14 protein-coding genes and 1 pseudogene are annotated in these 18263 nt (G+C 72.3%); 10 read left to right on the top strand and 5 right to left on the bottom strand.

Annotated elements, in window-relative coordinates; translation table 11 throughout:
- Positions 1 to 49: 49 nt before the first annotated feature.
- The 3 genes from ABT342_RS23690 to ABT342_RS23680 form a co-directional block, all read right to left on the bottom strand.
- Positions 50 to 1414 carry an APC family permease gene (locus ABT342_RS23690; RefSeq protein ID WP_351577252.1) on the bottom strand — a complete coding sequence of 455 codons (1365 nt, stop codon included), beginning with the start codon at positions 1412 to 1414 and terminating at the stop codon, positions 50 to 52.
- Positions 1415 to 1748: 334 nt separating this feature from the next.
- The gene (locus ABT342_RS23685) at positions 1749 to 2213 is read right to left on the bottom strand and encodes an SRPBCC family protein (protein WP_351577249.1); all 465 of its coding nucleotides are present in this window, start codon (positions 2211 to 2213) and stop codon (positions 1749 to 1751) included.
- A 36-nt stretch (positions 2214 to 2249) separates the two neighbouring features.
- On the bottom strand, positions 2250 to 3605 hold the full coding sequence (locus ABT342_RS23680) for a type III PLP-dependent enzyme domain-containing protein (protein WP_351577247.1): 1356 nt from the start codon (positions 3603 to 3605) through the stop codon (positions 2250 to 2252).
- A 105-nt stretch (positions 3606 to 3710) separates the two neighbouring features.
- Here ABT342_RS23680 and hutU point away from each other — a divergent pair, with 105 nt between their 5' ends.
- The 4 genes from hutU (at position 3711) to hutI (ending at position 9398) form a co-directional block, all read left to right on the top strand.
- The gene (hutU, locus tag ABT342_RS23675; RefSeq protein WP_351577245.1) at positions 3711 to 5390 is read left to right on the top strand and encodes a urocanate hydratase; all 1680 of its coding nucleotides are present in this window, start codon (positions 3711 to 3713) and stop codon (positions 5388 to 5390) included.
- A 188-nt stretch (positions 5391 to 5578) separates the two neighbouring features.
- A complete protein-coding gene (locus ABT342_RS23670) occupies positions 5579 to 6769 on the top strand; it encodes an allantoate amidohydrolase (RefSeq protein WP_351577243.1) in 1191 nt (396 codons plus the stop codon).
- On the top strand, positions 6766 to 8124 hold the full coding sequence (locus tag ABT342_RS23665) for a formimidoylglutamate deiminase (RefSeq protein ID WP_351577312.1): 1359 nt from the start codon (positions 6766 to 6768) through the stop codon (positions 8122 to 8124). The genes ABT342_RS23670 and ABT342_RS23665 overlap by 4 nt, the downstream gene beginning before the upstream one ends.
- A gap of 14 nt (positions 8125 to 8138) precedes the next feature.
- Positions 8139 to 9398 carry an imidazolonepropionase gene (gene hutI, locus ABT342_RS23660; protein WP_351577240.1) on the top strand — a complete coding sequence of 420 codons (1260 nt, stop codon included), beginning with the start codon at positions 8139 to 8141 and terminating at the stop codon, positions 9396 to 9398.
- Between the two features lie 70 nt (positions 9399 to 9468).
- Here hutI and ABT342_RS23655 read toward each other — a convergent pair whose 3' ends face one another.
- Positions 9469 to 10803, bottom strand: coding sequence for an alpha/beta fold hydrolase (locus ABT342_RS23655; RefSeq protein WP_351577237.1), 1335 nt, complete (start codon positions 10801 to 10803; stop codon positions 9469 to 9471).
- Positions 10804 to 10869: 66 nt separating this feature from the next.
- Here ABT342_RS23655 and ABT342_RS23650 point away from each other — a divergent pair, with 66 nt between their 5' ends.
- On the top strand, positions 10870 to 11493 hold the full coding sequence (locus ABT342_RS23650) for a TetR/AcrR family transcriptional regulator (RefSeq protein ID WP_351577234.1): 624 nt from the start codon (positions 10870 to 10872) through the stop codon (positions 11491 to 11493).
- An 8-nt stretch (positions 11494 to 11501) separates the two neighbouring features.
- Here ABT342_RS23650 and ABT342_RS23645 read toward each other — a convergent pair.
- Positions 11502 to 11795, bottom strand: a pseudogene (locus tag ABT342_RS23645) (MerR family transcriptional regulator); the annotation flags it as partial.
- 248 nt (positions 11796 to 12043) lie between these two features.
- Here ABT342_RS23645 and ABT342_RS23640 point away from each other — a divergent pair.
- The 5 genes from ABT342_RS23640 (at position 12044) to ABT342_RS23620 (ending at position 18126) form a co-directional block, all read left to right on the top strand.
- Positions 12044 to 12775 carry a hypothetical protein gene (locus ABT342_RS23640; RefSeq protein WP_351577231.1) on the top strand — a complete coding sequence of 244 codons (732 nt, stop codon included), beginning with the start codon at positions 12044 to 12046 and terminating at the stop codon, positions 12773 to 12775.
- Positions 12776 to 12971: 196 nt separating this feature from the next.
- Positions 12972 to 14060, top strand: a complete 1089-nt coding sequence (locus tag ABT342_RS23635; RefSeq protein WP_502965598.1) for a GNAT family N-acetyltransferase — start codon at positions 12972 to 12974, stop codon at positions 14058 to 14060.
- A gap of 28 nt (positions 14061 to 14088) precedes the next feature.
- Positions 14089 to 15324 (top strand): glycosyltransferase family 2 protein, encoded by a 1236-nt coding sequence (locus ABT342_RS23630; RefSeq protein WP_351577228.1) that lies wholly within the window; start codon positions 14089 to 14091, stop codon positions 15322 to 15324.
- 92 nt (positions 15325 to 15416) lie between these two features.
- Positions 15417 to 16172, top strand: a complete 756-nt coding sequence (locus tag ABT342_RS23625; protein ID WP_351577307.1) for a polysaccharide deacetylase family protein — start codon at positions 15417 to 15419, stop codon at positions 16170 to 16172.
- A 73-nt stretch (positions 16173 to 16245) separates the two neighbouring features.
- The gene (locus tag ABT342_RS23620; RefSeq protein ID WP_351577225.1) at positions 16246 to 18126 is read left to right on the top strand and encodes a hypothetical protein; all 1881 of its coding nucleotides are present in this window, start codon (positions 16246 to 16248) and stop codon (positions 18124 to 18126) included.
- The last annotated feature ends 137 nt before the right edge of the window (positions 18127 to 18263 follow it).

The following is an 18263-nucleotide window of genomic DNA, read 5'->3' as shown; positions in this document are numbered from 1 at the left end:
GCCCTGGCCGGATCGGCGCGGGCCGTGGTGCGTTCGGCGGAGGAGGTGCTTATCCCCGGCCCGCTTCCTCCTCGTGCCGGACCTTCATCCACACCTTGTTGACCACCCACAGCAGGATCCCGATCGCGATCAGCACCCCGGCCCGGATGTAGACGTCCGCCGCCCGGTCGGCCAGCGGGCTGGCCAGGATGACGGACGTGATCGCCCCGAGCACCGGCAGGGCCGTCGGCGTACGGAAGTGGGCGTGATCGACGGGCGACTTGCGCAGCACCAGCACCGCGACATTGACCACCGCGAAGACGCAGAGCAGCAGGAACGCGGTTGTGTCGCCGAGTCCCGCGATCTCGCCCGTGGACACCAGTCCGATGGCCAGCAGGGTGACGAAGATGATCCCGGCGATGGGGGTGCGCCGGTTGCGCAGGACCTTGCCCATGCCGGGCGGCAGGACCTTCTCGTTGGCCAGGCCGTAGCAGAGCCGGGAGGCCATCATGATGTTGATCAGCGCCGAGTTCGTGACCGCGAAGAGCGCGATGAGCGCGAAGAGCTTCGGCGGGAAGGCGACCCCGCCGACCTTGACGACCTCCAGCAGCGGTCCGCTGGACTTCTCCAGGAGCTGGTACGGGACGAGCAGCGAGCACACCAGCGCGACCAGCACGTAGATGGTGCCGGTGACGGCGACGCCGGTGAAGATCGCGCGCGGGAAGGTGCGGACCGGATCCTGTGTCTCCTCCGCCATGTTGACCGAGTCCTCGAAGCCGACGAAGGCGAAGAAGCCGAGCGCCGTCGCGCCCAGCACGCTGGTCAGCAGCGCGTATCCCGTCCCCTCCGCCTGGAACTCGCCCAGCCGGGACGGCTCCCCGGCACCGGTCAGCACCGCCCACACGCCGATCGCGAGGATCACCACCAGGCCGGTCAGCTCGACGATGGTGAGGACCATGTTGGTCTTCACGGACTCCGACACACCGCGCAGCGCGAGCGCCGCGAGCGCGAGGATGAACACGATCGCGATGAGGGTCGGCGGGACGGCGCTCGAGAACTCCTCGAAGTAGCCGCTGAACGCGCGGGCGGCCGCGCTCGCGGACGACAGCCCGGAGCACATCACCATGAAGGCGATGATGAACGTGAGGAACGGAAGCTTGAACGCCTTCTGGGTGTAGAGCGCGGCGCCCGCGGCCTTCGGGTACTTGCCGACGAGTTCGACGTACGAGGCGGCCGTCAGGATCGCGACGACGAAGCCGATGACGAACGGCAGCCAGAGCGCGCCGCCGACCTTGCCCGCGACCTTGCCGGTCGCGGCGTAGATGCCCGTGCCGAGGATGTCGCCGATCACGAAAAGGATCATCAGCTTCGGGCCGATGGCCCGCTTCAGCGACGGCTGATGCTCCGATGTGTCCGGAGGAGTGGATGTGGCCATGAAACACCTCTGCCCGGTCGGACTTGCGTGATGCGTGCGGTTCAGCCATACGGGGAAGGCGAACGGGCCGACGGATCAGCGGTCGGTGGGACGGAGGGGCGGCGGGACAGGAGGGCGGCGGGACGGAAGGTCGGCGGGACAGGAGGGCGGCGGGACGGAAGGTCGGCGCGACGGCATGACGACGTGACGACGTGACGGGGTGACGGGGTGACGGGGTGACGGGGTGACGGGGTGACGGGGTGACGGGGTGACGGAGGGTCGGCGGGTCGGCGGGTCGGAGGGTCTCGGGAGGTCGACGGGTTCGGCAGGCCGGCCGGTCCGACTGCTCAGCGGTTCAGCCCCTGCGGCTTTCCACCGCGGCGGCGACATCGGCGAGGTCCTTCTCGATCGCCTTGACCACGGCCCGTGTGCCGATGCCGCCGAACAGCTTCGCGAGCACGCCCGTCACACCCCCGGGCGGCACGGCCGAGAACGTCATCCGGACGGTGGTGGTCTCCGGCCCGGCGGGCAGCAGCACGAACTCCGACACATAGTGAACCCCCTGGTTGTCGGCCTCCACCACGAACCGCTCCGGCGGCTCGCTCGCGGTCACGTACAGCTCCTCGGTGGCTTCCCTGCCCAGCATCCGCCGGGTCTCGCGCCAGCGCGTGCCGACGTCGAAGCCCCCGTTGGTGAGCACCTCGATGCGCTGGACGCCGCGGAGCACACGCTCGGTGCCCTTGAGGTCGGTCAGCGCCTCCCAGATCGGCCCGGCGGGCGCGGCGATCCGGCGCTCGACGACCACGCTTCTGGTTGTCATGGGTCCATGGAACCACCGAGGTACGACAACCGCCCGCTACAGCAGCGCCTCCCGGTACCCCCCGCCGGACTCCGCGACGATCTCCTCCACGGTCTGCGGGGCCCGTACGGTCACGAAGCGCACCCCGTTGCCGCTCCCGTCCCGGCTCCCGTCCGCTCCCTCGGCACGGAAGCCGTGGATGCCGGGCCGGGCAAGGCTGTTGTACGCGTAGTGGTTGGTGAAGTAGTACGCGCCGGTGTCCAGCACCGCCACCACGTCGCCCTGCTCCAGCAGCGGCAGCGCACGGGCCTGCGCGAGCAGGTCGCCCGCGAAGCACGCGGGCCCGGCGACGTCCTGCACCACGGCGGGACCGCTCCTCGGCCGCCCCTTCGCGTCGTACGCGGCGATCCGCAGCGGCCAGGAGTCGGGGGCGTAGACGGTACGGGTGGCGAGCTGGACGCCCGCGTGGGTCACGGCGATGGGCCGGGAGCCCGCCGTCTTCGTGTACTCCACCCGGGCGAGCACGATGCCGTGCTTGGCGAGCAGCGCCCGGCCGAACTCGGTGACCAGGCCGTACCGACCGTCGAACAGCCCCGGCACCTCGCGGCGCAGCAGCCGGGCGTAGTCGGCGAAGGTGGGAGTCTCGTCGTCGGAGGCGAAGTTCACGGGCAGGCCGCCGCCGATGTCGACGGTGTCGATCTGCTGCCGCCCGGCGGCCGCGTTGATCTCCTCGGCGAGCTCGTACACCGTTCGTACCCCCTCGGACATGAGGGACAGCGACAGTCCCTGCGAGCCGGAGTGGGTGTGCAGGCGGGTCAGCCAGGGCCGGTCGAGATACGCCTGGACGACCCAGGCGCGCGCCCCCTCGTCGCGCAGCGCGACCCCGAACTTCGAGGTGGCGGTGGCGGTGGACAGCGCCCCGATGGCGCCCGCGCCGACCTGCGCGTTCACCCGCAGGCCGACGGGGGGCGGCGGGGTCGGGGCGGCGCTCGCGAGGGCGTCGATCCGGGCGAGTTCCTGCGGGTTGTCGGCGTTGACGGAGATCCCGAGGGCGAGGGCTTCGCGCAGTTCGGCGTGGGTCTTGGCGGGGGAGTCGAGGACGGTGCTGCCGGGCCGCACCCCGGCGGCGCGGGCCAGCGCCAGCTCGCCGGGGCTGGCGACCTCGGCGCCGATGCCCTCCTCGTGCAGGAGGCGCAGCACGGGCACGAGCGGGGCGGCCTTCACGGCGAAGGCGTGCAGGACGGGGGTGCCCGCCGGCAGCACGGCGGCGAAGGCGGCGGTGAGAGCGGCAGCGGAGGCGCGGATGCCGGAGATGTCGAGGAGGGCGGTGACGGGCTCGGTCCCGGTGAGCAGACCTTGTTCGACGGCCGCACGTACGGCCTGATCACGACGATCTGAAGCCAGAGAAGCCATGGGGTCCAGCCAATCACCGCATGTCTTCGCCCGCAGCGGTTGACTGAAATTATTCAGCGAGTAAGGATGTGAATAGTTGACCCAACGTCGCGAGGAGGCATCGGCATGTCTGGACCCCGCCCGGTCAGGGCACCGCGAGGCACGGAACTGAACGCCCTGGGCTGGCAGCAGGAAGCCGCGCTCCGCATGCTCCAGAACAACCTCGACCCCGAGGTCGCCGAGCACCCCGACAAGCTCGTCGTCTACGGCGGCACGGGGAAAGCCGCCCGCGACTGGCGCTCCTTCGACGCGATGGTGCGCACGCTGAAGACCCTCAAGCAGGACGAGACGATGCTCGTCCAGTCCGGCCGCCCGGTCGGCGTCATGCAGACCCACGAGTGGGCGCCGCGCGTCCTCATCGCCAACTCCAACCTGGTCGGCGACTGGGCGAACTGGGAGGAGTTCCGGCGTCTGGAGGCCCTCGGGCTGACCATGTACGGTCAGATGACGGCCGGCTCGTGGATCTACATCGGCACCCAGGGGATCCTCCAGGGCACGTACGAGACGTTCGCGGCGGTGGCGGCCAAGCTGCATTCAATGGGTAAAGGGGTCGGCGGCACGCTGGCGGGGACGATCACGCTGACGGCGGGGCTCGGCGGGATGGGCGGCGCCCAGCCGCTCGCCGTGACCATGAACGACGGCGTCGCGATCTGTATCGACTGCGACCCGCGCGCGATCGAGCGCCGCATCGAGCACCGCTACCTGGACGTACGGGCCGACTCCCTGGACCACGCGCTCCAGCTCGCCACCGAGGCCCGCGACCAGCGCAGGCCGCTCTCCATCGGTGTGCTGGGCAACGCGGCCGAGCTGGTCCCGCAGCTGCTCGCGATGGGGGCGCCCATCGACATCGTCACCGACCAGACGAGCGCGCACGACCCGCTGTCGTACCTCCCGGTCGGCGTGGCCTTCGAGGACATGGCCGACGCCGCCGCCAAGGACCCGGCCGGGTTCACCACCCGCGCCCGCGAGTCCATGGCCAGGCACGTGGAGGCCATGGTCGGCTTCATGGACGCGGGCGCCGAGGTCTTCGACTACGGCAACTCGATCCGGGGCGAGGCGCAGCTGGCCGGGTACGACCGGGCGTTCGCGTTCCCCGGCTTCGTACCGGCGTACATCCGTCCGCTGTTCTGCGAGGGCAAGGGCCCCTTCCGGTGGGCGGCGCTCTCGGGCGAGGCCTCGGACATCGCGAAGACGGACAAGGCGATCCTGGACCTCTTCCCCGAGAACGAGTCCCTGCACCGCTGGATCAAGATGGCGGGCGAACGCGTCCACTTCCAGGGCCTCCCGGCCCGCATCTGCTGGCTGGGCTACGGCGAGCGGGACCGCGCGGGCGAGCGCTTCAACGACATGGTGGCGTCGGGCGAGCTCGCCGCCCCGCTCGCCATCGGCCGCGACCACCTGGACTGCGGGTCCGTCGCCTCCCCGTACCGCGAGACCGAGGCGATGCTCGACGGCTCGGACGCCATCGCCGACTGGCCGCTGCTCAACGCGATGGTGAACGTGGCGTCGGGCGCGTCGTGGGTGTCCCTCCACCACGGCGGCGGCGTGGGGATGGGCCGCTCGATCCACGCGGGCCAGGTGTCGGTCGCGGACGGCACGAAGCTGGCGGGCGAGAAGATCCGGCGGGTGCTGACGAACGACCCGGGGATGGGAGTGATCCGGCACGTCGACGCGGGTTACGACATCGCGGAGTCGGTGTCCGCCGAGCGCGGCGTCCGCATCCCGATGCGGGAGGGTGACGCGTAATGGGTGCGGGCAATCGTCCCGCGGGGCGGGACGGGTGGGCGCACCCCGACCACCGGCGTGCAGTCGCCCACGAAGCGGGACCCACGGCGGGGGCGGGCGCATCGTCGCCGGGTGCGGGCCGGGTTGTGCCCACCCGTTCCGCAGAGGGGAACGACTGCCCACAACCCGGTGGGGGCACGTTCCACGAGATGTGGGCGGACCTCGCGCCCGTCGGGCGCAATCCCGACACCAAGGGCTACCGCCGGTTCGCATGGACCGGTGCCGACGCCGACTGCCGGACCTGGTTCCAGGAGCAGGCCGAGGCACGCGGACTGACGTACGAGACCGACCGCAACGGCAACCAGTGGGCCTGGCTCGGTGACCCCGCCGCCGGGGACGCCGTCGTCACCGGCTCGCACCTCGACTCCGTCCCCGAGGGCGGCGCCTTCGACGGCCCCCTCGGCGTTGTGTCGTCGTTCGCCGCGCTCGACGAACTCCGCCGCAGGGGGGCGGAGTTCGCGAGGCCCCTCGCGATCACCAACTTCGGTGACGAGGAAGGCGCCCGGTTCGGCCTCGCCTGCGTCGGCTCCCGCCTCACCGCCGGGCAGCTCACGAAGGCGCAGGCGTACGAGCTCCGCGACGCGGACGGGATCTCGCTCCCGCAGGCGATGGAGGCGGCCGGGTACGATCCGGCGGCCATCGGCCCGGACCCCGAGCGCCTCGCCCGGGTCGGCGCGTTCGTCGAGCTGCACGTCGAGCAGGGCCGCGCCCTCGACCTGACGGGGGACGCCGTCGGTATCGCGTCGGCGATCTGGCCCCACGGCCGCTGGCGCTTCGACTTCCGCGGCGAGGCCAACCACGCCGGCACCACCCGCCTCGCCGACCGCCGCGACCCGATGCTGACGTACGCGGAGACCGTCCTCGCCGCCCGCCGCGAGGCGGAGCTCGCCGGCGCCGTCGCCACCTTCGGCAAGATCTCCGTCGAGCCGAACGGCGTCAACGCCATCCCCTCCCTGGTGCGCGGCTGGCTGGACTCGCGGGCGGCGGACGAGACGACGCTCGACACGGTGACCTCCGGGATCGAGAAGGCGGCGCGCGCGTACGCGGACCGGCACGGCATCGACCTCACGGTCGTACGGGAGTCCTTCACCCCGGTCGTCGAGTTCGGCCACGCCCTGCGGGACGAGATCGCCGCCCTGCTCGGCGGGCGGGCCCCGCTGCTGGGGACGGGCGCGGGACACGACGCGGGAATCCTGTCCGCCTCCATCCCGACCGCCATGCTGTTCGTACGCAACCCCACGGGCGTGTCGCACTCCCCGGCCGAGTACGCGGCCGAGGACGACTGCGTCGCCGGGGTCCTCGCGCTCGCCGACGTACTGGAGGGTCTCGCGTGCAGGTGACGACGACGTACTGGCTGGAACACGCCTGGCTCGACTCGAACGTCGAGCCGGGCGTGGCCCTCACAGTGTCCGTCAGCGGCTCCGCCGCGGGCTCGGACGGCCGCATCACCGCCGTACGGACCGGGGTGCGGACCCCGCCCCCCGGCGCCACGGTGCTGCGCGGCCTGACGATCCCCGGCCTCGCCAACGCCCACTCGCACGCCTTCCACCGGGCCCTGCGCGGCCTCGTCCAGGTCGGCTCCGGGACGTTCTGGACCTGGCGCGAGTTCATGTACCAGACCGCCGCACGGCTGACGCCGGACTCGTACCACGCGCTGGCGCGTGCCGTGTACGCGGAGATGGCGCTGGCCGGGATCACGGCGGTCGGCGAGTTCCACTACGTGCACCACGCGCCGGGCGGCACGCCGTACGCCGACCCGAACGCGATGGGCGAGGCCCTCATCGCCGCGGCGGACGAGGCGGGCATCCGGATCACCCTGCTGGACACGGCGTATCTGTCCGCGGGCTTCGGCGAGCCGCCGGGCCGCAGCCAGCTCCGCTTCTCCGACGGCACCGCGGAGGCCTGGGCGGAGCGCGTATCGGGGCTCAAGGACAGCGACACGGTACGCATCGGCGCGGCGATCCACTCCGTACGGGCGGTGCCGGCGGACCAGCTGTCGACCGTGGCCGAGTGGGCGGCCTCCCGCGAGGCCCCCCTGCACGTCCACCTCTCCGAACAGACGGCGGAGAACGACGCGTGCCTCGCCGCGCACGGCCGCACCCCGACGCGGCTGCTCGCCGATCACGGCGTGCTGGGCCCGCGGACGACCGGCGTCCACAACACCCATCTCACGGACGAGGACATCGTGCTGCTCGGCACGGCGGGCACCGGCACCTGCATGTGTCCGACCACCGAACGGGACCTGGCCGACGGCATCGGCCCGGCGGTCGCCCTCCAGCACGCCGGCTCCCCGCTGTCGCTCGGCAGCGACAGCCACGCGGTGATCGACCTCCTGGAGGAGGCCCGCGCGATGGAGCTCAACGAGCGCCTGCGCTCCCGGACCCGCGGCCACTGGACGGCGGCGGCCCTGCTGCGCGCGGCCACCGCCGACGGCCACGCGGCTCTGGGCCGCCCCGACGCGGGCCGCCTGGAGCAGGGCGCCCTCGCCGACTTCACGACGATCGCCCTGGACAGCGTCAGGACAGCGGGACCGGTACCGCGTCTGGCAGCCGAGACGGCGGTATTCGCAGCGTCGGCAGCGGATGTCCGTCACACGGTCGTGGCCGGACGCCATGTCGTACGGGACGGGGCCCACCACTCCGTGCCGGACGTGCCCCGGGCCCTCGCGGACTCGATCGCCGCCCTGCGCGGCTGAAGGAGACACCTCTCATGAACACCGGCACCGAGGCGACGAACAGCCCGGCGGCGACCACCGCCCCCACGAGCGTGAACAGCACCGTGGCGACGACCGCCACCGCCATCGTCAACATCGCCAGTCTCGTCACCAACGATCCCTCCCTCGGTGATGGAACCCCCCTGGGCCTGATCCAGGACGCGGCCGTCGTCATCGACGGCGACCGTGTCGTCTGGGTCGGTGAATCAAGCAAAGCACCCGCCACTGACAACCGGGTCGACGCCGGGGGCAGGGCCGTGATCCCCGGGTTCGTCGACTCCCACTCGCACCTCGTCTTCGCGGGCGACCGCACCGCCGAGTTCAACGCCCGTATGTCCGGCCGCGCGTACTCCGCCGGCGGCATCCGCACCACCGTCGCCGCGACCCGCGCCGCCACCGACGACGAGCTCGAGGCGAACCTCACGCGCTACCTCGACGAGGCCCTGCGCCAGGGCACGACCACGTTCGAGACGAAGTCCGGCTACGGGCTCACCGTCGAGGACGAGGCCCGAGCCCTCCGCATCGCCGCCCGCCACACGGACGAGGTGACGTACCTCGGCGCCCACGTCGTCTCCCCGGACTACGCCGACGACCCGGCGGCGTACGTCGGGCTCGTCACGGGCGAGATGCTCGACGCCTGCGCCCCGTACGCCCGCTGGGTCGACGTCTTCTGCGAGAAGGGGGCCTTCGACGGCGACCAGGCGCGCGCGATCCTCACCGCGGGCAGGGCGAAGGGGCTGACCCCCCGGGTGCACGCCAACCAGCTCACCTACGGCCCCGGCGTGCAGCTCGCCGTCGAGCTCGACGCGGCCAGCGCCGACCACTGCACCCACCTGACGCAGGACGACGTCGACGCCCTGGCCTCCGGCAACACCGTCGCCACCCTGCTGCCCGGCGCCGAGTTCTCCACCCGCGCCGAGTGGCCGGACGCCCGCCGCCTCCTCGACGCGGGGGTGACGGTCGCGCTGTCCACCGACTGCAATCCGGGCTCGTCCTTCACGTCCTCCGTGCCGTTCTGCATCGCGCTCGCCGTACGCGACATGGGCATGACCCCGGACGAGGCCCTCTGGTCCGCCACGGCCGGCGGCGCGGCGGCGCTGCGCCGCACGGACATCGGCCGCATCACCCCGGGCGCCCGCGCCGACCTGGCGCTCCTGGACGCCCCGTCGCACGTCCACCTGGCGTACCGCCCCGGAGTCCCGCTGGTCACGGAGGTGTGGCGGCGCGGCGAGCGGGTCGCCCGGGGCACCCGCTAGGACGCCCAGGGACGTGTCCTCGTCGTCGAGGATGTCCGTCGAGGTTGCCCGTCGAGGATGTTCGTCATCGTCACCGGCGATCACGCAGAAAGGTGGGGATCTCCTCGCGACCGGGGTGGTTCGGCAGAGGTGTCGGCTCGCCTTGGAGGAACGCGCTGACGACGGCGGCTGCCCGGTCGTTGTTGTCGCCCAGGCCGTTCCACATGTGATGCCCGACTCCCGGCATGTACTGCGTGCGCTGGACGGCGGGGTCATGGGCGAGGATGGCGGTCGCCCATTGACGGACCTGGGAAGAACACTCGGCGATCATCAGCATGGTGGGCGTCTTCGAGCGCCTCAGTTGCGGGGCGATGGAGGGGGAGTCCCGCACCGTTTGCTGGATGCGGAGGCTGGCGGCGGGGCTGAAGGAGAAGTTGTCCGCCGTGTCCTCGGACGGGATGCGATGCGCGTCGCGCGCGCAGTAGGCGGACGCGGTGTCGCTGCCCAGGTCGGCGGCGGTGAACGCGTTGTCGCCCTCGGCCTGTCCGATCAGTCCGGTGTCGGGGGTGAGGAGTCCGAGTCGCATGAGGCCGAACGCCACGGCGTACCGGGGGATGTGCGTCGATCGCGGTCCGGTCATGCCCGGTGCGAGGTCGCGCGCGGACGGACGGCCCTTGTGGCCGGTGATCCTCGATGTGGGACCGTCCATCGGGCCGGGATCGGCGATGATCGCCCGGTGCATCCGTGCGCTGACGGAGGGGTCGGCCAGGGCTCGGGTGAGCACCACCCCGCCTGACGAGAAGCCGAGGACGTCGACCTTGCCCTTGCCCAGACGGTGGATGAAGGCGTTGAGGTCACGGACCGACCTGGAGATCGTGTACTGGTCCATGGGGAGCAGATCGCTGCGTCCGCCGCCGGCCTGTTCGTAGGCGTAGACGTCGTAGCCCTGCCGTGCCAGGAGTTGCAGGAACCGGTGGTCGAGCACCGATATGCCGCGGACCGGTCCCCCGTTGAGGTACACGAGCGGAATCGGGCGCCGGGCGCCGGGGTCCGCGGGCGGGTAGTGGTACACCGCGACCCTGCTGCCGGTGTTCAGGCTCCAGTGCTGGGTGGCCACGAAGGGCAGGGCGGGCGGGAATTGCCGGGTGGTGGGCACGGTCGGGACGCAGACCGTCGCCGTCAACGCTGCCGCGACGACCACCGGCACGAACGGCACGAGTCGCGCCGCCCGGGTACGACGCCGGCTCCGCCACAGCGCGACGACGGAAGCGACCGCGAGGGTCGTCAGCCAGGCGGCGAGTCCCGAGCCGGCCCCGTCCGTGAGGACGATCAACCCGAGAAAGACGACGACCGGCGTCGCGACGGCGGTCAGCGCCAGGAGTAAGCCTCCGGTGAGGCGGACCAGGCGTTTGGCGAATGCGGACATGATGAGCCCCCAGGTTTCAGAACGCTGTTTCAAAACGACGTTATCAGAGGGGGTAGGCTGCTCGTCATGGGCAGACCGAGGACGAACGACGAGGCGGTCAAAGAGCGCCTCGTGGCGTGCGCGACCGAGATGCTGGCGACGGGTTCGCGGGAGTCGGTCACGGTCCGCGCCGTGGCGGCGGGCGCCGGTACGTCGGCGACGGCGGTGTACTCCTTGTTCGGCGGCAAGGACGGACTGATCGGAGCGGTACGCGACAGGGCTGTCGCCGGCCTGTTCCAGGATGTGTCGGCGGTGCCGGCCACTGAGGATCCCCTCGCCGACCTCTATGCCCTGGCCGTCGCCTACCGGCGGTGGGGACGCGAGCACAGCCACCTGTACACGGTGCTGTTCGGAGGGGCCCAATCCTTCGATCCGTCAGGCGCGATCGGCACCCGTGACCCCGTCCGGCCGCTCATCGCGGCGATCGACCGGGCCGTGACGAGTTCCGTCCTCGCCGGCGAAGCGACGTCGATCGCCCTCTCCCTGTGGGTCACCCTGCACGGCCTCGTGACGCTCGAACTGGCCGAAGCCCTCGATACCCCCACGGCCGACGCCACATTCGACTCGGCGATTCACGCCGCCCTGCGCGGCTGGGCGAGCCCCGACGCGTTCCGCGGCCTTCGCCACGCCGAACTGGCTCCGCCGCCGTGATGCTGAGGATCTGAGGACGCCACCATGGCATCGGCGTGAGCGCGCCGTTCCAGCAGCAGGCCGCGCAGCCGGCGCAGGTGCGCGACCGTGTCGGTGGACGGGTCGCCGACCAGGTCCGCGACCTCCCGCAGTCCGAAGCCCAGGCGCCGGTAGGCGAGTACCTCGCGCAGTCGCTCCACGTCGCCGGCCGAGTAGGCCCGGTACCCGGCCGCGGTTCGTGCCGACGGCCGTACGAGCCCGATCTCGTCGTAGTGATGCAGCGTGCGGACGCTCACGCCCGCCAGCTTGCCCACGCGTCCCACGGTCAGCTGCTCCTCCACAGCACCGACTATGCGGCCTGACGCCACGTGAGGGTCAAGCGCCTCGCTTCCGGCGGCGAGAGCCGAACGCGGCCGAGCACGCCTACGGGGCCGGGACGATCCCCTGGTCGCGGAAGTGCGGCGGGGTGGCGAGCGGGTCGTCCGGCGGCCGTAAATCGCTGCTGACAGCCTCGGCGCGGTCGAGTTGAATACGTCGGACGTGCACGCGACAGCGGCGGAGGGAGCGGTGGGTGACTGGCGCCTCACCATCGGGGGCGGGACCGGATCCCGATGCCGGACGGACCGGCACCCCGCCCCGGCGGCTGGGTGAGCTGGCGGCCCTGGTCTCGGCGCTCACCGCGGTCGTGGGGCTGCTGCTGGCCCTCTTCGGAGTGCCGTTCGTCGGCAACGCGCCCACGGGCGCGCCGACAGGGGGCGTCACGGCGGTCCCGCCGCCCGCCGCGCCGACGCCGACACCCACGCCGACGAAAGCCGCCCCCGGTTCGCAGCCCGCTCCGCCCGCGGGCTGGCGCCGCGTCACGAACCCCGCACTCGCGGTCTCCTTCGCCGTCCCGGACGGCTGGAAGAAGGAAAAGGAGAACGCGATCCAGACCATCTGGAAGTCGGCGGACGGCACCTACGACATGAGCGTCAAACGCGACACCTCGTACGGCGCGACCGCCCAGGCCGCGGCCGACGGCCAGCTCGCCTGGTACCGCAGGACCGCCGATTCCTCCATGGCCGATGTGAGGTCCGTCCCCCGCGCCACCCGGCAGGGCGGCAAGGCCGCCGTGTGGCTGGAGATCGACTACCACGGGGCGGGCCAGACGGAACCGCGCAAGCGCGTGGAGGTCTTCGTCGCCGGTGACGCGGGCAGGGTCTACCAGCTGCTGATCGACACCGTGGCCACGCCCGAACGGCTTGCGAAGCAGCGCGAGTTGTTCGGCATCGCCCGTGCCCAGCTGCGGACCGACGTGGCCTGACCCGGACCGGCTGCCGGCCGGGCACGGGGGTGCAGGGGCGAGTCTCGTCCCGTTCGCCCCACCCTTCACACAACTTCACATTGCTTCACGGATTGGTCACAGCCTGACCTGTTCTCCCTACCCCAGGGGGTTTTCCGCCGGTACCGTCCCTACGGGGAAAGCTCGGGGGAGCTCAAGGGGAGACCGGGGGGTCGCGTTGAGCCATGTCCGCATTCATGTCGTGAAGGCCGCAGAGCTGGACGAGGGAGAGAGCGAGTCCTGGCGCGAACTGCGCGCCAAGTCCGGGGCGCCCGCCAATCCGTTCATGGAACCGGAGTTCACCGTGGCCGTCGGCCGCGTGAGGCCCCGCTCCGCCAGGGTGGCGGTGATCGAGGACGACGGGGCCGTGGCGGGATTCTTTCCGTACGAGAACGGCCCGCTCGGACACGGGCGCGCCATCGGCCTCGGGGTGTCCGACTGTCAGGGGGCGGTCCTGCGGCCGGGGTTGCGGCTGACGGCCCGCGAACTGCTCGGTGCCTGCGCGCTGTCCGCCTGGGAGTTCGACAACCTGGAGGCGGGGCAGGGGCTCTTCGTCCCGGACAGTGCCGAGGAGTTCGGCTCGCCGGTCATCGACGTCGGCGAGGGGTACGCGGCGTACGAGGAACGGCTGCGGGAGCAGTCGCCCAAGTTCTTCCGGACGACCAGCGCCAAGGAGCGCAAGCTCGGCCGGCAGGCGGGCGACCTGCGGTTCGTCTTCGACGAGCGTGACCCGGCCGCGCTGCGCACGCTCATGGAGTGGAAGTCCGCGCAGTACCGCAGGACCGGCCGGCGGGACCGGTTCGCGCAGGAGTGGATCAACGCGCTGGTGCGCGGGCTGCACGACACCCGCGCGCCCGCCTGCTCCGGAGTGCTCTCCGTGCTGTACGCGGCGGACCGGCCCGTCGCCGCGCACTTCGGGCTGCGCTCCCGGACCGTGCTGTCCTGCTGGTTTCCCGCGTACGACACCGAGTTCGCCAAGTACTCGCCCGGCCTGATCCTGCATCTGCGGATGGCCGAGGCCGCCGCGGCCGACGGCATCGGCGTGCTCGACCTGGGGCGCGGCGCCGCCGAGTACAAGGACGCGCTCAAGACCGGGGAACTGCGCGTGCACGAGGGCTCCTCGACCCGGCCGGGGCCGCGCGCGGCGCTCTACTGGCTGAGCCGTGAGCCCGCGCGCCGCGCGCACAGCTACGTACGCAACCGGCCACGGCTCGCCGCGTACGCGCAGAAAACGCTGAACCACATCGGACGGTTCCGGGACAAGTGAACCGCTGACACAGCTTGGGGGGACGCACATGCAGGTTGCCGAACTCGACCTGGACACGCGGGGAGTCCTCGCCCTGCGGCCCGGCCCCGGAGGCGTGCCCGTCGCCGCCGGTGAGGTCTTCGTGCTCGTACGGCTGCGCGGGCGGCCCGTCGCCACCGTCACCGCGACCGTTCCCGAGGGCGCCGACCCGGCCGAGGCGCTCGCGGCGGCGGCGCGCGAGAAGCTGAGCGGCATCCGCCCGCCCGAGCCCGAGCTCATCGGAGACCTGCCCCGTACGACCGTCGTCGTCGCCACCCGCGAGCGCGCCGACCAGCTCGCCCGCGCTCTCGACTCGCTGCTCGCGCAGGACCACCCGGACTTCGGCATCGTCGTCGTCGACAACGCGCCGCGCACCGACGCCACCCGGGAGCTCGTGGAGGGGAAGTTCGCGGACCGCGTGCGGTACGTCAAGGAGCCCGTGCCCGGTCTCGCCGCCGCCCACAACCGCGGGATCGCCGCCGCCGACGGCGCCGTGATCGCGTTCACCGACGACGACGTCATCGCCGACCCGCACTGGCTCACCGCGATCGCCGCACCGTTCGCCGAGGACCCGAGGACCGGCTGCGTCACCGGGCTGATCCTGCCCGCGCTGCTCACCACGCCCGCGCAGATCCTGCTGGAGAGCCACGGCGGCTTCGCCAAGGGCTTCGCCCCGCGTACGTACGACCCGGCGCGGCCGCCCGCCGACGAGCCGCTGTTCCCGTTCACGGCGGGGCGTTTCGGGTCCGGTGCCAACATGGCCTTCCGTACCCGCGCGCTGAAGGCCGTCGGCGGCTTCGACCCGGCCACCGGGACCGGCACCCCCGCCCGCGGCGGCGACGACCTGTACGCGTTCGTCCGGATCCTCACCGCGGGCCACCGGCTGCGCTACACCCCGGACGCGCTCGTCTGGCACCACCACCGCGAAACCGCGCGGGACCTGCGGAACCAGGCGTACGGCTACGGCGCCGGGCTCACCGCGTACCTCACCGCCACCCTCGCCCGCCGCCCCGCCCTGCTCCCGGCGCTGCTCGCCCGCCTCCCGCGCGGCCTCGCCCACGCCCGCGCGATGACCGCCCACCGCGGCGATGGCCAGGGGGTGCCCGGCGAACACGGCACGAACAGCCATCCATGGCCGCGCGCCCTCTCGCGGCTGGAGCGGCGCGGAATGCTGTACGGACCCATCGGTTACGCGAAGGCCCGGCGCCGGGTGCGCGGCATACCGCTTCCCTGGGAGGGGAGATGAGCAGATCCCGCACACCCCGGACAGTCCGCACACCCCGGACAGCCCGCACGTCCCGGCCGCCCCGGATACCCGTCCTGCTCTACCACGCCGTGATGGACGACCCGCCGGACTGGATCGCCGAATTCACCGTCGGGCCACGGGAGTTCGCCGCCCAGCTCGACGCGATCGTCGCCAGCGGCCGGACCCCGGTCCGGATCAGCACCCTCTCCGACCATCTCGCGGGACGCGGGGAGCTGCCGCCCCGCCCCGTCGTCCTCACCTTCGACGACGGATTCGCCGATCTGCCGGGCCCCACCGCCGAGGCGCTCGCCTCCCGCGGGCTGCCCGCCACCGCCTACCTCACCACCGGCGCCATCACCCCCGGGCTGCACAGTCTGCTGCCGCCCGCCCCCATGATGACGCTCGCGCAAGCGCGGCTGCTGGAGCAGTACGGCATGGAGGTCGGCGGGCACACGGTCACCCACCCGCAGCTGGACACGCTCGGCGCGCAGCGGCTGCGCTACGAACTGGCGCACTCCAAAGCGGTCCTGGAGGACACCCTCGGCCACGAGGTGCGCCACCTCGCCTATCCGCACGGATACAACAGCCAGGCCGTGCGCCGGGCCGCCCGGTCCGCCGGTTACGAGTCGGCCGTCGCCGTGCGGCACGCGCTCAGCTCCGAGACGGACGAGGCGTACCGGATCGCACGGCTCATCGTGCGCCGGAGCCACACCGTCGCCGACGTCGAGGCGTGGATGGAGGGCTCGGGGGCGCGGGTCGCGCCGTATCCGGACTCGCTGCCGACGGTGGGATGGCGGCTGTACCGGAAGGCGCGGGCGTCGGTGAAGGGGCCCGAGTTCGCCGGGTGATCTTGGTGTAAGCCGGGTCAAAACCGGCGCGCGTTCCTATACTTCGCTGAAGGGGTCAGGGGGGAGTCGCACAGTGCAGCAGCAACGCGTGCCCACGACGGTCACCGGGAGCGGCGTGCTGCCCCCCACCGAACCGGACGACACCGGCGCCGTGCCGCCGCCCGCCCGAGGACGACCGCGACCGCCCGGTCCGCAGACCCTGTTCAGCTGCCTGCCACTGCTGGTGGCCGCCGGACTGTGGCTGTACGCCCTGCCCCGGATCGGCTTCCGCGACACCGGGGACTACGGCCTGCTCGACCGGTTCCCCCTCCCCTTCCACCTCGCCCTCGCCGTCCTCACCGCCGGCTTCCTCGTCACCCTGCGGCGGGCCGGAACCGCCCCCTGGTGGCCGCTGACGTACTGCGTCGCGATGCTCGTGGCCCTCAAGGCGCCGCCCGCCGTGCTCTACGACTCGGTGCGCTACGCCTGGGCGTCCAAGCACGACGCCGTCATCTCGCGGCTGCTCGCCGAGGGCACGGTCCATCCGGGGACCGAGCTGTCCGGCGGAATGTCGGCGTACGACCAGTGGCCGGGGTTCTTCTCGCTCAACGCGGCCCTGGTCAAGGCCTTCGGGGTCGACGCGGCGGCCTCGTACATCAACTGGGCGCCGGTCGCGCTCGGGGTGCTCACGCTCCCGGTCCTGGTGCTGATCTACCGGACCTTCAGCGACGACTGGCGGCTCGTGTGGACCGCGGTGTGGATCTTCCAGCTCGCCAACTGGGTGGGCCAGGACTACCTCTCGCCGCAGGGCTTCTCGTACCTGCTGTACCTGACCGTCCTCGCCGTCGTCCTGCGGCACTTCGTGCGGCCGGGATCGGCGGGCGGACTGCGCGACCGGAGCGCGCTGGACCCGGCGGCGGCCGCCGTCCCACCGCCCACCGGTACCCGGCAGCGGGCCGTCGCCGTCGTGATCGTCGCCCCGCTGATCGCGGCGATCAACGCGTCGCACCAGCTCACGCCCGTGATGCTGTGCGCGACGCTGTTCGCGCTCTGCCTCACCCGGCGCTACCGGAACTGGGGGCTGCTCGCCGTCGCCGGTCTGATCATGCTGATCTGGGACCTCACGATGGGCCGGGTGCTGTTCCTGGAGACGCTCGGCACGCTGCGCGAGTCGGCGGGCGACCTGCTCGCCAACTCCCGCGCCGGGTACGCGGGTGAGCCGACGGGTCCCGGACCCGAGCTCGTCGGGGCCGCCAACATCCTGATGGTGCTGGCGCTCGCCGTGCTGGCCGGATCGGCGGTGCTGCTGCGGCGCAGGCTCACGCGCGGCGCGCTGCCGCTGCTGCTCGCGGCGGCGGCGCCCGTGCCGATGTTCGCCGTCAACGACTACGGCGGCGAAATGCTCTTCCGCGTCTACCTGTTCGGGCTGCCGGGCACGGCGTTCTTCGCGGCCGCCGCGCTGGTTCCGGCGGTGGGTGGGAGCGGGCGCGCGCTGAAGGCGGCGCGGCGGGTTTCCACCGTCGCCCTGCCCGTCGCGCTCACCGCCCTGCTGGCCGGCTTCCTGCCCTCGTACTACGGCAAGGAAGGCATGCACTACGCCCCGCCCGCCGAGGTCGCCCTCACGGAACGGGCCTTTGAGCGGGCTCCGGGCGGGGCACTGATCCTCGCCACGACCGGCTCGTTCCCCGGCGCGTACTACCGCTACGACCAGTACGAACGCTGGTTCTTCACCGAACAGGAAGTGCCGGAGAACCTGAAGATGCTGAAGGACCCGGCGGGCTATCTCGCACGCGGTATCCCCGAGGGCCGCCCGGCGTACGTGATCCTCACCCCGACCCAGGAGAAGGCGGTCATCGGCGAGGGCTATCTGCCGCCCGGCAGCTTCGCGACCCTGAAGGCCGACCTGAAGGCCTCGCCGCGCTTCCGGGTCGTGGAGGAGAACGAGCACGGGCTCGTTCTGAAGTACGTCCCGTGACAGCCGGCTCCGCCGTCGCCGCCGGCGGTTTGCGGGCATGCGTTCCGCGGGGCCGGACGGGTGGCACACACCACCCACCGGTCGTAGGTGTGTACGCACCCCAGGCCCCGGGCGGACCCGCCGCGTGCACCGATCCG

It is taken from the genome of Streptomyces sp. NPDC000410 (genome assembly GCF_040300305.1).
GTDB lineage: Bacteria > Actinomycetota > Actinomycetes > Streptomycetales > Streptomycetaceae > Streptomyces.
This window is presented reverse-complemented; position numbering and strand designations above follow the sequence as displayed.